Source organism: Curtobacterium citreum, assembly GCF_006715175.1.
Classification (GTDB): Bacteria; Actinomycetota; Actinomycetes; order Actinomycetales; family Microbacteriaceae; genus Curtobacterium; species Curtobacterium citreum.
This window is the reverse complement of record NZ_VFMQ01000001.1, coordinates 2,879,471-2,893,104: the sequence shown is the minus strand read 5'-3', so window position 1 is coordinate 2,893,104 and position 13,634 is coordinate 2,879,471. Positions and strand designations below refer to the sequence as shown.

The following is a 13,634-nucleotide window of genomic DNA, read 5'->3' as shown; positions in this document are numbered from 1 at the left end:
CAACTCTCAAGGGGATCCCGCGGTGACACCGACGACGGTGCGCTCGCGGGCGAAGAAGACGTTCATCGGGATCGCGGTCGCCGCGGTCGCCATCGCGGGGACGGTCGGCCTCGCGGCTCCGGCCCTCGCGAGTCAACCGGGCCTGAACACCGGGGGAGGGCCCTCCGCCGCGGCGAACAGCGCCATCGCGTACGCGGAGAGCATGTGGAGCAGGACGGACGGCGGGCCTGCCGACACCAAGTACGTGCTCGGCGGCAACGGACCCACGGAGTGGGACTGCTCCGGGCTGGTCTGGAAGGCGTACCTCCAGGCGGGCATCGACCTGTCGAACGGGACCTCGCGTCCCGTCGTCGGCGACGAGTTCAACGCGCTCAAGGGGAACCTCGTGTCCCGGGCGGACGCCGAGCCCGGCGACGTGCTGTTCTGGACGTCGAACGGCACGACCTCGGGGAACTTCCTGCACGACGGCATCTACCTGGGCAACGGGTACATGGTGGCGGCGGCTGCTCCGGGTGAGGGCGTCAAGGAGCAGACGCTCTGGTCCGAGCCCGGGGAGCAGCTGCTGGACGTGGTCGGTCGGCCGACCGGTTCGCTGTCCGGCTCCGGTTCCGGGGCGGGCACGGTGCACACCACCTCGTACGTGACGGCTGAGCAGGTCAACACCGGGAAGCTCTGGAGCGTCACCGCGAGCAAGGCAGCGACCGCGTACCCGGTCGGCGTCGCCTCCGGGACGAGCCCTGCGATCGCCACGCTCGGCGGCGGCAAGTACGTCACCGCGTTCCAGGCCGCCGGTGGCGCGCTCTGGACGATCACGTCCGACGGTGCAGCGACGTCCTTCCCGGTCGGCATGAAGGCAGGGACGAGCCCGTCGATCATCCCGACGTCGGGAGGAGGCTACGTGGTCGCCGTGCAGACGAACACCGGCGCGCTCTGGACCATCACGAACACGAAGGCGGCGACGGCCTTCCCGGTCGGGATGGCCGCGGGCACCAGTCCGTCGATCACGGCGACCGCGGGCGGGCACTACGTGGTGGCGGTGCAGACGAACTCCGGTGACCTCTGGAGCATCACCGACACGAAGGCCGCGACGGACTTCGGCGTGGGGATGAAGACCGGCACGAGCCCGTCCGTGACGACGACCGCGAACGGCGGCTACGTCATCGCGGTGCAGACCAACACCGGCGCGCTGTGGAGCGTCACGAACACCAAGGCGGCGACGGCGTTCCCCGTCGGCATGCTCGCCGGTACGAGCCCGTCGATCCTGGCGCAGCCGTCCGGCGGGTACGTCATCGCGGTGCAGACGAACACGGGCAAGCTGTGGACGATCACCGACGGCAAGGCGGCGACCGCGTTCGACATCGGGATGGCTGCGGGCACGAGCCCGGCGATCGCCGCGGTCGGCAGCGGGTACGTCGTGGCCGTCCAGACGAACAGCAGCGACCTCTGGTCGGTCACGAACGACGACGCGGCGACGTCGTTTGGCGTCGGGATGCAGCCGGGCACCAGCCCGGCGATCCTGGCGCAGTGACGCCCGGGAGGCCGGGGTCTCGTCCCCGGCCTCCCTCGCCGCGGTTCCTCTCGCGGAACGCAACGTGGGCGGGTCCTCGCAGCGGTACGTCGCTGCGAGGACCCGCCTACGTTGCGTCTTGCGGGCCGCGCCGCGCTCGCGCCGCCCCCGCCGCGCCCCTAGAAGTACGTGATGCCGTGCGGCGCCCGCGCCGGGGTCAGCATCGCGCGCAGGAGCACCGGCGCCGCCGGGTCCGTCGCCCGCACGAGCCCCGCCGCCGCGAGGGTCACCGGGGACACCGAGCCGATCAGCAGCGCGCCGAGGTCGGCCACGTCGAGCCGCACGTCGGCCTCGCCGGAGTCGTCCGCGGCCGTGCGGGTCACGGTGCCGCGGCCGTCGACGACGTCCAGCCGGTAGGTGCCCGCCGCGAAGCCCATCGTGTCGGAGACGGCGAGCACGATCGACCCGTCGACCGCGTACGGCCGCGAGGCCAGCACCGCGGGCACGTCGAGCACCCGTAGCCAGACGTGGTCCTCCTCGTGGTCGACGTCGTACGCCCGGTTGTCCCCGAGCGCGGCGACGATCGGGTCGTCGAGGCGCGAGCGCTTGTACGACACCACGTCATTCAGGTCGATCGAGAGCAGGAACTCCCACAGCGACAGGTACGCCTCGTCGGTCGCGTAGACCAGGTCGACGACCTCGAGCACGGTGTCCTGGTCGCGGCCGGAGCCCTCCTTGACGCGCCAGGTCACGTAGCCGTCGACGGCGTCCGCGTCGGTGGCGCCGTCCGGGCGGTGCACGGCGGCGCGGACGTCCTTCGCCGGCTCGCCGTCGCCGTTCCGCAGGCCGGTGACGATCGGCCAGGTGCTCGTGTTCCGCTTCATGGAGCCCGGCGTGCGCGCGTCGAACCGGTCGAACACGGCGCGGGCGTTCCCGTCCGCGAGCCACTCGGGCGTGACGACGGTCACCGTGCCGGTCGTCGGCGCGAGGAACGGCAGCGCCCGGGCCCGACGGACGCGGACGGCCCGCTCGCGGATCGCGCAGCCGAAGCCGAATCGTCGGTAGATGGTGCCCTCGGACGCGGTCAGCGAGGCCACCGCGTAGCCCTCGGCGACGCCACGCTCGAGCGCGTGCGTCATCATCCGACGCAGGATGCCCCGTCGGCGTTCGGTCGGCCGGACGGTCACCGCCGAGATCGCCTGGGTCTCGACGGCCTGGCCGTCGCCCCAGCTCAGGGACTTCGGGAACCACGCGAAGGTACCGGCCGGCCAGGTCTCGTCGACGGACCCCGGGAGCGGACGACGGACGTGCACGCCGAGCCAGGTCTCGCGGTCGGCGACGAACGCCTCGGCCATCAGCGCGGCGACCTCGTCGTTCGGGTGCGGTTCGTGGAAGCCGAGGCCGACGGCGTGCATCCACGCGTCGGTCGCGGCGTCCGGCGCCCCCTGCTCGTCCGTGCCCGGCGCGAACTCGCGCAGCTCGTAGCGGTCGTCGAATGCCTCGTTGCTCACGTTCCCGACCCTACCGGCGCCGCTCGCGCGGCCGCCTCCCCCTGTCGGTGGAGCAGGAACCGGCGGGTGGCAGCACCGGACCCGACGTCGTCTGCTCCATCGACGGGCTGGCTGCAGACCGGACGGGGCCGGGTCCGGACCGGACGGGAGGCGCGCGGCGGGCCCGTCACGCGCCTCCCGTCCGGTGTGTGGTCACGTCGCGATGGCGACCCTCACGGGGTGGTGCGCCGCGCCTCCTGGGCCACCACCTGGTCGAGGTCCGCCAGCTTCCGCATCTGCTGGAGCGGACGCGCCATCCGGTTGTTGTTGCGGAGGGCGGGTTCCGTCCGCGACAGGAACGCCCAGTACCCCGCGGTGAAGGGGCAGGCGTCCTCGCCGACCCGTTTCGTCGGGTCGTAGCGGCAGCCACCGCAGTGGTCCGACATCCGGTCGATGTAGCGGCCGCCCGACGCGTAGGGCTTCGTCGCGACCATGCCGCCGTCGGCGTGCTGCGACATCCCGATGATGTTCGCCGGCATGACCCAGTCGGTGCCGTCGACGAAGACGTCGGTGAACCACTCGGTCAGGTGCACCGGGTCGTAGCCGCGTTGCAGGGCCCAGTTGCCGAGGACCATCAGGCGCTGGATGTGGTGCAGCCAGCCGTGGTCGTGCAGGCCCTCGATCGCGGTGCTCAGGCACACCGCGTCGATCTCCGAGGCGTCGAGCTCCCGCCACCAGCGGGGGAGGTGCTCGTGCGCGTCGAGGGCGTTCTCCTCGGCGCCGTAGTCGTCGCCGAACCACCAGTAGAGGTGCCAGACGTAGTCGCGCCAGCCGGCGACCTGGCGCACGAACCCCTCGACGCTGGCGAGCGGGGCGTCGTGGTCGCGGTGGGCGGCGAGTGCGGCCTCGACGACCTCGAACGGGTCGAGCACGCCGAGGTTCATCGGCACGCTGAGGAGCGAGTGCGCCATCGTCCAGTCGTTCGTCAGCGTGGCGTCCTCGTACGGCCCGAAGTCGCCCAGGCGCACCTGGACGAAGTCGTCGAGCGCCTGCCGGGCCTCGTCCGCCGTGACCGCGAAGCGCCGGGTGTCGTCCCTCCCGACGAAGCGCACGGCACCGTCGCGCTCCCACCGGTCCAGGTCGCGACGGACCTCGTCGTCGATCTCGTCCTCGGTCGGCCACCACGGTTCGGGGAGCCCGAGCGTCGTCGCACCCTTCGGCGGCGGCTCGCGGTTCTGGTCGTCCAGGCTGAACTTCCCGCCGATCGGCTTCTCCGAGCGCATCAGCCAGCCCTCGCGGCGGCGGACCCGCTCGTAGTGGGTCTCCATGCGGAACCGGCCGGTGCCCTGCGCTGCCCACTCGGCGAACTCGGCCTCGTCGGTGATGAACCCGCGGCTCGGCAGGATCTCGGTGCCCTTGCCCCAGTGCCGGACCTGCGCGCGGAGGGTCCGGGACGGCGGGTCGACCACCTCGAGGTCGTCGCGACCGACGAGGGCGTCCTTCAGACGGTCGACCTGCACGTGCTCGGCGCGGTCACCGAGCTCCCGGACGCGGTGCCGCAGGGCGCTCAGCCACAGGTGCGCCTTCGCGCGGTGCATCGGCCGCGCGTCGAAGAACTCGCGGGCCTCGACGACGAGCACCGGACCGCCGTCGTCGAACAGCGGTCCGTACTGCCCGGGGAGGACGAGCCTGGTGCGGACGGTGCTGCCGGCTTCGGTGCTGCGGCGCTCGGGTGCCATGCCCGGACGCTACCGGCGGTGCGTGACGACCGCCTGACGGCGCGTGTGCCCCGACGGCCGGGCGTTGCCGGCGACCGGGGCTGCCGGCGACCGGTGTCGTCGACGGCCCCGGTCGGTCGGATGGCCCGCTCAGTTGTAGGACGCGAGCCGGTTCGGCGCCGTGTTGCCCACCGGCGTCGGAACCGCCCCGCCGACGCCGTTGATGACGCTCGAGATCGTGCCCGTGTCCCCGAGCGACACCGTCACGAGCCCGTGCGCCCGGATGCCCGAGCCCGTCGGGGTCTCGAACGCCCGGTCGGCGTGCACGGACGGGTTCGTGTTGAAGAAGCAGTACACGCCGCCGCCCCAGATCTCGTGGTTCGTCACCCCGGACGCGACCTTGTACGCCGCGTACCCGGCACCGGTCGGGCTCTGCCACGAGGCGTTGTCCGGCACGTCGTACGGCATCTCGTTCTGGAAGAAGATCGTCCGACCGCGGTTGCCGTTCCAGAGCACCTCGTACTTCTGGTAGTGCTCGACGAACAGCCCGGTGGCGAGGACGTCGTCCCCGTTCACCTCGACACCCGTCGCGCCGGTGTTGACGTTCCAGCCCGTCGCGGCGCCGCCGTGGTCGGCCCGCCACGCCCAGATGTGGTCGACGAGCGTGTCGTCGGCGTCGACCTGCAGCGTCGTCGACGCCTTGCCCTGGATGCTCGACCCGACGCGGAAGAACACGTCCTGGATGCTCTGCGGGTCCGAGGCATGGTCGACGTGCGAGCCGCTGGTGCCGAGTCGGACGAGCTGCGCGCTGTTCTGCGTGCCTGCGTCGACGACCAGGTTCGACACGTTCACGCCGGAGACGTCAGCGGTGGTGAGCACGGCGTTGCCGGCGGTCGGCACGAGCGTCGGGAACCCGATGCCCGTGACGACGGTGTCCGGACGGGTGACGTTCAGCGCGGCGTTCAACTGGTACGTGCCCGGGGTGAAGAACAGGTTCAGCCCCTGCGCCAGCGCGCTGTTGATCGTCGCCGCGCTGTCACCGGGGTGCGCGACGTAGAAGTCGCGCATCGGGATGTCCGTCCCCGGCGTGTTCGGCCACGTCACCCCGGCGGAGTTCGTCCGCAGCGACGGGACGAACACGTGGTACTTGTTCGACGAGTCGACGTACAGGTACGGCTTCTCCCGCGTGACCGGGGTGCTCGACAGGGTGGTGTAGCTCTTCGAGAAGTCGTTCGCCGGCGCGCCCTGCACCCCCGAGAACACCATGTTCCAGTTGCCGCCCTGCCAGCTGCCGAGCGTCGAGTTCCGCGTGTACCACTGCTGCTGCGACCCGCTCGTGACGGTGCCGTCGACCTTCGAGTCGGCGATGTAGCCGCCCGACGAGTACCCCTGCCCGCCGTCCTGGTTCGACGGCCCCATGGTCAGGTTGCCCTTGATGTGCACTCGCCGCATCGGCGCGGCCTGCGACACCGCCCACCGGTCGGTCCCGCCCTCGGGCGCCACGGAGAGGTTCTCCGCCGACCGCCAGAAGTTCTGTGTGGCGTTCTTCTCGTCGCCGGCGTTCCAACCGGAGTCGACGTTGAGCGCGCCGGAGATCGTCACGTCGTCGGGGTTCTTCCCGAGACCGGCCACCGAGGTGTAGAAGCCCAGGTTCGCCCAGACCCGCCCGTAGCTGCCGGGCTTGAACAGGAAGGCGTACCGCTGCGAGCCGAACTGTGCCGTGCTGCTGCGGAGCTGCGCGTTGAAGGCCGCGTCGACGTCGGCCTGGATCGTCGACGCGGGAGTGGACTGGTCGTAGACCTTGACGTTGCCCCCGAAGTCCGGGACGTCGCTGGTCGGGACAGCGGCCTGCGCCTGCAGGGCCGGCGCCAGGGCGCCGACCAGGCCGACCGCCGTGATCGTCGCGAGGAGCGTGCTCATCCGTCGTTGCATGATGCTCGATTCGTCGTCGAGCGGCCCCGTTGCCGCCCGCAACAGACGGTAGACCCGCCCGGACGCCGCGGCAGTCGGTGCTGCGGCGGACAAGGACGTACCCCGTTCGGGGGTCGGACAGGAGGCGCGGGGGTGCGCCCGCCCGGTCGCTCACGGTCCGGCGGTGGGTACCATGCGCGCATGTGGCCGACCGAGCGGGACTGGCGTGCGTCCGTCCCGCGCAGGCTCGCACGAGCGGTCGAGCGCTGGGACCTGCGTCCCGGCGAGCCGTACGCCGGCGGGAGCGTCTCGCACGTCGTGCCCGTGCGGTTGCCCGACGGTGGCGATGCCGTCCTCAAGCTGTCCCTGCCGCACCACGAGGCCGAGCATGAGGCCGCGGCACTCGCCTGGTGGGACGGAGCCGGAGCGGTCCGCCTGCTCGACGTCGACTCGGACGATCCCTTCGTGCTGCTGCTCGAGCACTGCGATCCCGGCACCCGGCTCGGGGAGCGTGACGACCTGTCGGCCGAACACCGCCTGCGCTCCGCCGGCGGTCTGCTCACCCGGCTCTGGGCCGCCGGGGTCCCCGACGAGGACACCTTCGTGTCCGTCGCCGACGTCACCACCGGGTGGGCGTCGCTCGCCGAGGACCGGATGCGCGAGCTCACGCCGCCCTTCGACCCGGGACTCGTGCGCCGCGGCGCAGACCTGCTCCGCACGCTGCCGAGCGGTGCCGTGCGGTCGGTGGTCGTGCACGGCGACGCGAACCCCGGCAACGTGCTCGCGGCGGGGCGGGAGCCGTGGCTCGTCATCGACCCGAAGCCGATGGTCGGCGACCCCGCCTACGACCTGTGCCCGCTGCTCGTGCAGGTCGACGACCCGTTCCGCGCGGAGGATCCCCTGCACGCCGTGCGGCATCGGGTCGTCGTCCTCGCGGACACGACCGGCGAGCTCGCCGACCGGATCGCCGCCTGGTGCACGGCACGGCTGGTCGAGTCGGCCCTGTGGTCCGCCAGCCGCGGCGCACTCGACGACGGCCTCGACGCGATGACGCGAGCCGCCGTGGTCGACCGCCTGGCCGACTGACCGCCGACGGGCTCACCGTCGAGCCGGGTCACGATCCAGCATCGAGCGATCTCGATCCGGTCACCGCGGCCGACTCCGGCGTGCCGGTGCGCCAGGATCGACGCATGGGAATCCCGAGCACCGTCCGCCCGTTCGCCGCCGTGGTCGTCCTGCTCGCCGGGGGACTGCTGTCCGGCTGCGCTGCCGGCTCCGGCGACAGCGCTGCGCCCGTGGCCCAGACGCCCGTGGCCCAGACGCCCGCGGCCCAGACGCCCGCGGCCCCGAGTGCGGCGCAGACGCAGGAACCGAGTGATCCGATGCAGCAGGACCTGTCCGCTGCGTCGGTCTGCGGAACCGTGAGTGCGCTGAGCACGGTCCTCCTGAACGCGTCGGCAGGGCAGCAGGTCGGTGCGGTCAGCGAGTCCGACCGGCTGGCCCTCGTCCGGTCGGCCCGGTTCGGCTACGAGCACCTGCAGTCCTCGGACCCTCGGATGACCCGGGCCATCGACTCGGTCCAGCGGTACCTCGACGCGCATCCGGCCCCGACCGAGGGCCTCGCGATGGAGGACGGCCCGGAGTGGGAGCTCCAGCAGAAGCTCCTCACCACCGCGTGCCGCGAGTCCGGCTCGAACGTCGTGGCGACGGCCCAGTACGGCGGCTGACCCGGGGCGGTCAGTCCGTCGCACCCCGCGGTGGATCGACCAGCAGCGCCACCCGGTCGCGCAGGTACCCGTCGAGCGGCACCGTGCCGGCGGTGGGGGACCACCGGACGACCGGCTCGCCGTCGACGACCGCGAGCACACCGTCGGCGTCGACCAGGGTGTCGTCGAGGGGGATCGGCACCGCGCCGTGGTTCACGGTGTCGTTCTCGCGGAAGTGCCCCTTCGCGGCGGCGGCCCGGTAGGCGCGGCGCACCTCGGCGGACACCGACACGAACTGCGTCCGGCCCGGATCGGTCACACGGGTGATGCGCGCGGTGGCCCAGACCCGGCCCGTGGTCTCCGCGGACGAACCGAGCAGCAGGGCACCGACGCGCCACACCCGGCCGAGCGGTCGCATCGTCGGGTCGCGGCGGATCCCGAGCACGGCGCGCGGCTCGACGTACTCGGCGAGGGCCTCGTCCCGCACCCCGGCGTCCCGGAGCCGGTCGGCCGCGGCGTCGAGCAGGTCGCGCGTGCGCTGGACGGCTGCCGCCGCGCTGCCCGTCCTGCCGTCGTCCGCCACGACCCCAGAGCGTAGCCCGGAGCCGAGTCTCGGGGCCGTGCACCCCGCGAGCCCGTCACGCGGCGCCGCACGACCGCCGGAATGCGCGTCGGGCCCCTACCGTTGCACCGTCCGGAAACGAGGAGGGCCCCATGAGCATCGTGCGGTGGCTGTTCGACGCGCAGCTCGTCATCGGCGACCAGACCGTGCTCTGGCGCGAGGTGGTCGGCAACGTGTTCGGACTCCTCAGCGCCCTCGGCGGGATGCGCCGCAGGGTCTGGGCGTGGCCGGTCGGCATCGTCGGGAACGCCCTGCTCTTCACCGTGTTCATGGGCGCCCTGTTCGACACCCCGAACCCGGTCAACCTGCTCGGTCAGGCCGGCCGCCAGGTGATGTTCATCGCCGTGAGCGTCTACGGCTGGTACCGCTGGACCCACCGCGCGGACGACACCGTCACCGTGGTCGAGCCCCGCTGGGCCTCGTGGCGGACCCGCGCGCTGCTCGTCCTCGCGATGGTCGGCGGCACCGCGGTCCTGACCCCGGTGTTCCGTGCCCTCGGCTCGTACGAGCCGGTGTGGAGCGACGCGTGGATCTTCGTCGGCTCGCTCCTGGCGACGTACGGCATGGCGAAGGGCTGGGTCGAGTTCTGGTTGATCTGGGTCGCCGTGGACCTGGTCGGTGTGCCCCTGCTGTTCTCCGCCGGGTACTACGCTTCCGGCCTGATGTACGTCTTCTACGGCGTCTTCACGCTGACCGGCTTCTTCGTGTGGATGCGCCAGCGCGTCCGGCCGTCGGCAGCGCCGATCACCGTCGGCTGAGGCACCACCGGGCCGCCGGCAGGACGGCCAGGCGGCCGGGATGACCGTGCACCGCGGTACCCCCCGAACGAGGATGTGACAGGAACGAGCGGTCTCCTGTGGACTGTGCGGATGACGGACCCCGACGTGCACCTCGTCGACGAGGAGGCACTCGCCGAACGCATCGTGCGCGGCGCGATCCGCGCCTACCGGCTGTACGCCTTCGAGATGGTCGACGCGGTCGTGGTCGCGGACACCTGCGGGGTCCGGCCGGAGGACGTCGACCGCCTGTTCCCGTCGTGGGACCGCCTGCTGCTCGTGACCTACGACCGGTGGATCCAGCTCCGGGGGACCGGACGCACGACCCCGGCCACGACGGTCGACCACGTCCGGACCACCCTGGCCGAGGACGTCGCCGACCCGGGCCTCGTCCGGCTGATGGCGGGCGTGCTGACGATCGCGGCCGCGGACGGCGACTTCGCGGAGCTGTTCCGCAAGCGCTTCGAGGAGTTCGTCGAGGAGCTCACCCGTGGCCTCGAGGCCGACGTGCGCGCGGGCACCGAGCGACTCGGGATCCCCGCGCACCGAGCGGCGACCCAGCTCCTGGCAGTCTACGAGGGACTGCAGATCCAGATGCTCGTGCGGCCCTACCTGGACGTGCTGGTCGAGTACGACCAGTCGGTGCGCACCCTGCGGCTCGGGTGGCGGGAGCAGGAGACCGCGGCCTGGGACCTCGACGAGGTCGCGGTCCGGTAGACGAGCGCGCCCGGCGACGGCCTGGAGGCGCGTGGCGGGCCCGCCCCGCGCCTCCAGGCCGTCGTCGACCCGGCCACGGGACGGTCAGCGACCGGTGCGCGGGGTGCGGCGACGCCGCCAGGCGGCGATCTGCCGCAGCGTGACCTTCGAGCCGTACTGGGCGATGGAGTGGCGGAACAGGTACTCGGCGAACCAGAGCAGGAGCGCCGCGGTGGCGAACACCTCGACGATGCACGCCACAGACTCGGTGAGGGTGAGCGTCCCGACGGCGTTCCGGACCATCGCGGTGATCGGGGTGAAGGTCGGGAAGTAGGTGAAGAACGCCGCGATCGGGGACCCCGGGGTGGTCATCACGAAGAACGCGGCGTACAGCGGGATGATCAGCGCGAAGATCGCCGCGGACTGCAGCGTCGAGGCATCCTTGATCGACGGGACCGCGGCGCCGACCGCCACGAACAACCCGGACGCGAGCAGGACCCCGCCGACGAGCAGCAGCGCGCCGACGACCATCCGCCACGGGTCCACCGTCAGGCCACCGAGTCGCGCGGCCACGAGCGGCAGGCCGACGAGCGCGACGGCGAGGCCCGGCACGACGAACACCCCGACCTGCACGAAGCCGACGAGCAGCATCGCGACGACCTTGCCGCGGATCAGCTCACCCGCCGTGACCGTCGTCAGGATCATCTCGGAGATGCGGTTCTCCTTCTCCTCGACCACCACCGTGACCATGCGGGTGGCGAGCAGCACGACGATGCCGAAGAACGCCGCGACGTACAGGAAGGGCGGCACGATCGACAGCCAGCCGGGCGCGACGTGTCCGTCCGACCAGGTGCGGAGGTCGGTGTCCGGCGGTGAGCGCAGGATCGACACCGACTCCGGGTCGTCCACCGACGCGGCGACGCTCTGCTCGAGGACCCGCTCGGCCAGGGTCGAGTAGCCGCCGTTCTCGAAGAGCCCGCGGTCGGCGGCCTCGATGTGGATCGGGGTGCTCGACGGGGTCCTGGGGTAGACGACGAACAGGTCGAGCCGCCCCGCACGGACAGCCGCCCGGTCGGCCTCGGGGTCGGTGGACGGTGAGCCGCCCCACCTCGCCGCGACCGAGCGGTCGACGAGCCCCGAGCGGTCGACGTAGTGGAACGGGGTCTTCGCGGCCGAGGAGCTCGAGCTGACCGAGTCCGCACCCGCGGCCTGGCCGACCCCGACGAGCAGCGACACGACGACCACCACCAGGGGGAGGGCGAGCGTGCCGATCCAGAACGCGGGCTTCTTGACGGCGCGGACGAACTCGAACCGGACGACCGTCCCGAGGCGGCTCACGCGGCTGCCCCGCTCGCGCCGGTGCCGGTGCCGGTGCTGGTGCTGGTCTCCTCGTGCTCGCTCGTGGCGGGCAGGTCGTCGTGCCCGGCGTCGTGGCCGTAGACCTGCACGAAGATCTCGTCGAGGGGGATCCGCCGCATCGTGAACCCGGTCACGTGCACCCCGGCGGACACGAGCGCGGCGAGGACGTCCGATCCGTCCGGCGCGGCGGCGTCGGTCAGGGCGAGGTACGCCACGTGCCCCTCGTGCCGGACCACCCGGTACAGCGGCGACTCCGGAACGCTGCCGTCGAGCGTCACGTGTGCGACCGCACCGCCGAAGGCGTCCTGCACCTCGGGGATGCTGCCGTACGCGGCGGCGCGCCCGTCCTTGAGCAGGAGGATCCGGTCGCACAACCGCTCGACCTCGTCCATGTGGTGCGTCACGAGCACGACCGTGGCGCCGTCGGCCTTCCGCTCGGCGACCAGGTCGAGGAGCAGCCGGCGGTTGACCGGGTCGAGGCCCTTCGTCGGCTCGTCGAGGATGAGCAGGCGCGGGCGGTCCATGATCGTGATGCCGAGCTGCACCTTCTGCTGTTGCCCACCGCTGAGCTTGTCCACGCGGAGCTTCGCGCGGTCCGCGAGCCCGACGCGCTCCAGGTAGGCGGTGCTCCACGCGGTCGCCTCGGGACGGCGCAGACCCCGGAGCATGCCGAAGTACGTCATCACGTCGATGACGGACTCCTTGCGGTAGAGCCCGCGCTCCTCGGGCAGGTAGCCGATGCCGCCGGTCGCCGGTCGGTACGGGACGCCGTCGACCGTCAGGGTGCCGGCGGTCGGGGTCGTGATGCCGAGCAGGGCCCGGATCGTGGTGGTCTTGCCCGAGCCGTTGCTGCCGAGCAGGCCGAACGTCTCGCCGGGTGCCACGTCGAAGGACAGGCCGTCGACCACGTCGCGGTCGCCGAAGCGCATCACGAAGTCCTGCACGCTGATGTCCGCCCCGCTCATGGTGCCGACCCTACCGACGGTGGGGCGGGGGTCGCCGGGTACCGGTACTTGCCACATTGGAAAGTAGTTGCCATGATGGGAACACTTCCCGGGGTGGGGAGGGACCAGAGGGGGAACCATGTCCGATCCGCAACCGTCCGAGGCCCGCGCGCTCCTCGCGCACGCCGACCGTCTCGCCCGTCGCACGCACGACGCCGTCCGGTGGCCGTACGTCGCCTTCATCGTCGCCCTCGGCGCGACGACGTCCCTCGGGACCTTCGCGATGGGGATGTCAGCGGGCCGTGCCTTCGCGGCGGCGTACGTCGGCACGATCGTCGTCGTGCTCGCGCTCGTCCTGTGGTTCAGCGCCGCGATCCGTGGTCGTGCCGCCTTCGCCCGCGGCCGGCGGTGGATCACCTACGTCGCCGCATGGGGGCTGACCTACTGCGCCGCGATCGCCGTCGTGGGCTGGGCGCACGGCTCGGTGCTGTGGTCGGCGGTCACGTCCGGTCTCGTCCTCGTCGTGTCGCTCGCCTGCGCCGCGTGGGAGTCCCGCGGATGAGCAGCTCGCACCCGCGACACCGACTCGACGACCTGCTGCAGAACCCGGTGCGGTTCTCGGTCGTCGCAGCGCTCGACCGGGCCGGGACGCTCTCGTTCCGCGAGGTCCGGGACGCGCTCGAGGTCACCGACTCCGCGCTGAGCAAGCAGGCCAGCGCGCTCGAGGCGGCCGGGTACGTCACGGTGGGCAAGGCGCACGTCGGCAGGACCCCGCGGACGTCGCTGACCCTGACGCGGGCGGGTCGTCTCGCGTGGCAGGCGCACCTCGCCGCGCTCCGGGAGATCGCGGGGCCGGTGAGCTCGTCCTGAGCGATCTGTCCCATCACGGGTGACGTGGGAGGCGG

13 protein-coding genes are annotated in these 13,634 nt (G+C 72.3%); 7 read left to right on the top strand and 6 right to left on the bottom strand.

Annotated elements, in window-relative coordinates:
- The first annotated feature begins 22 nt into the window (after nt 1–22).
- Nucleotides 23–1,528, top strand: coding sequence for an NlpC/P60 family protein (locus tag FB462_RS13675; protein WP_141862440.1), 1,506 nt, complete (start codon nt 23–25; stop codon nt 1,526–1,528).
- A gap of 158 nt (nt 1,529–1,686) precedes the next feature.
- Here FB462_RS13675 and FB462_RS13670 read toward each other — a convergent pair whose 3' ends face one another.
- The 3 genes from FB462_RS13670 to FB462_RS13660 form a co-directional block, all read right to left on the bottom strand.
- Nucleotides 1,687–3,018, bottom strand: coding sequence for a GNAT family N-acetyltransferase (locus FB462_RS13670; RefSeq protein WP_141862438.1), 1,332 nt, complete (start codon nt 3,016–3,018; stop codon nt 1,687–1,689).
- Nucleotides 3,019–3,230: 212 nt separating this feature from the next.
- A complete protein-coding gene (locus tag FB462_RS13665) occupies nt 3,231–4,736 on the bottom strand; it encodes a cryptochrome/photolyase family protein (RefSeq protein ID WP_141862436.1) in 1,506 nt (501 codons plus the stop codon).
- A gap of 129 nt (nt 4,737–4,865) precedes the next feature.
- Nucleotides 4,866–6,635 (bottom strand): hypothetical protein, encoded by a 1,770-nt coding sequence (locus FB462_RS13660; protein ID WP_141862434.1) that lies wholly within the window; start codon nt 6,633–6,635, stop codon nt 4,866–4,868.
- A gap of 192 nt (nt 6,636–6,827) precedes the next feature.
- Between FB462_RS13660 and FB462_RS13655 the strand changes: the two genes are divergently transcribed.
- Together FB462_RS13655 and FB462_RS13650 are read left to right on the top strand one after the other, a co-directional pair.
- Nucleotides 6,828–7,712: an aminoglycoside phosphotransferase family protein gene (locus tag FB462_RS13655; protein WP_141862433.1), complete on the top strand. Its 885-nt coding sequence runs from the start codon at nt 6,828–6,830 to the stop codon at nt 7,710–7,712.
- Between the two features lie 104 nt (nt 7,713–7,816).
- Nucleotides 7,817–8,353, top strand: coding sequence for a hypothetical protein (locus FB462_RS13650; protein ID WP_141862431.1), 537 nt, complete (start codon nt 7,817–7,819; stop codon nt 8,351–8,353).
- A 10-nt stretch (nt 8,354–8,363) separates the two neighbouring features.
- On the opposite strand, the gene FB462_RS13645 is transcribed toward FB462_RS13650, so the two are convergent.
- Entirely contained in the window at nt 8,364–8,915 is a 552-nt protein-coding gene (locus FB462_RS13645) for a hypothetical protein (RefSeq protein WP_141862429.1), read from the bottom strand.
- Nucleotides 8,916–9,046: 131 nt separating this feature from the next.
- Here FB462_RS13645 and pnuC point away from each other — a divergent pair, with 131 nt between their 5' ends.
- Both pnuC and FB462_RS13635 read left to right on the top strand, forming a co-directional pair.
- On the top strand, nt 9,047–9,712 hold the full coding sequence (gene pnuC / locus FB462_RS13640; protein ID WP_141862427.1) for a nicotinamide riboside transporter PnuC: 666 nt from the start codon (nt 9,047–9,049) through the stop codon (nt 9,710–9,712).
- Between the two features lie 111 nt (nt 9,713–9,823).
- Nucleotides 9,824–10,447 carry a TetR family transcriptional regulator C-terminal domain-containing protein gene (locus FB462_RS13635; RefSeq protein WP_141862425.1) on the top strand — a complete coding sequence of 208 codons (624 nt, stop codon included), beginning with the start codon at nt 9,824–9,826 and terminating at the stop codon, nt 10,445–10,447.
- An 84-nt stretch (nt 10,448–10,531) separates the two neighbouring features.
- Here FB462_RS13635 and FB462_RS13630 read toward each other — a convergent pair whose 3' ends face one another.
- Together FB462_RS13630 and FB462_RS13625 are read right to left on the bottom strand one after the other, a co-directional pair.
- Nucleotides 10,532–11,764, bottom strand: a complete 1,233-nt coding sequence (locus tag FB462_RS13630; RefSeq protein ID WP_114849815.1) for an ABC transporter permease — start codon at nt 11,762–11,764, stop codon at nt 10,532–10,534.
- On the bottom strand, nt 11,761–12,750 hold the full coding sequence (locus tag FB462_RS13625; RefSeq protein ID WP_229666661.1) for an ABC transporter ATP-binding protein: 990 nt from the start codon (nt 12,748–12,750) through the stop codon (nt 11,761–11,763). Before FB462_RS13625 ends, FB462_RS13630 begins: the two co-directional genes overlap by 4 nt.
- Nucleotides 12,751–12,868: 118 nt before the next feature.
- Here FB462_RS13625 and FB462_RS13620 point away from each other — a divergent pair, with 118 nt between their 5' ends.
- Together FB462_RS13620 and FB462_RS13615 are read left to right on the top strand one after the other, a co-directional pair.
- Complete coding sequence (locus tag FB462_RS13620; RefSeq protein WP_058742313.1) at nt 12,869–13,291, top strand: hypothetical protein; 423 nt, start codon at nt 12,869–12,871, stop codon at nt 13,289–13,291.
- Nucleotides 13,288–13,599, top strand: coding sequence for a winged helix-turn-helix domain-containing protein (locus tag FB462_RS13615; RefSeq protein WP_058742312.1), 312 nt, complete (start codon nt 13,288–13,290; stop codon nt 13,597–13,599). The genes FB462_RS13620 and FB462_RS13615 overlap by 4 nt, the downstream gene beginning before the upstream one ends.
- Nucleotides 13,600–13,634 lie beyond the last annotated feature (35 nt).

Coding starts and splice junctions, on each gene's coding strand:
- FB462_RS13655 (WP_141862433.1), top strand. CDS start 6,828: ATGTGGCCGACCGAGCGGGACTGGCGTGCGTCCGTCCCGCGCAGGCTC.
- FB462_RS13660 (WP_141862434.1), bottom strand. CDS start 6,635: ATGAGCACGCTCCTCGCGACGATCACGGCGGTCGGCCTGGTCGGCGCC.
- FB462_RS13635 (WP_141862425.1), top strand. CDS start 9,824: ATGACGGACCCCGACGTGCACCTCGTCGACGAGGAGGCACTCGCCGAA.
- FB462_RS13650 (WP_141862431.1), top strand. CDS start 7,817: ATGGGAATCCCGAGCACCGTCCGCCCGTTCGCCGCCGTGGTCGTCCTG.
- FB462_RS13615 (WP_058742312.1), top strand. CDS start 13,288: ATGAGCAGCTCGCACCCGCGACACCGACTCGACGACCTGCTGCAGAAC.
- FB462_RS13625 (WP_229666661.1), bottom strand. CDS start 12,750: ATGAGCGGGGCGGACATCAGCGTGCAGGACTTCGTGATGCGCTTCGGC.
- FB462_RS13665 (WP_141862436.1), bottom strand. CDS start 4,736: ATGGCACCCGAGCGCCGCAGCACCGAAGCCGGCAGCACCGTCCGCACC.
- FB462_RS13620 (WP_058742313.1), top strand. CDS start 12,869: ATGTCCGATCCGCAACCGTCCGAGGCCCGCGCGCTCCTCGCGCACGCC.
- pnuC (WP_141862427.1), top strand. CDS start 9,047: ATGAGCATCGTGCGGTGGCTGTTCGACGCGCAGCTCGTCATCGGCGAC.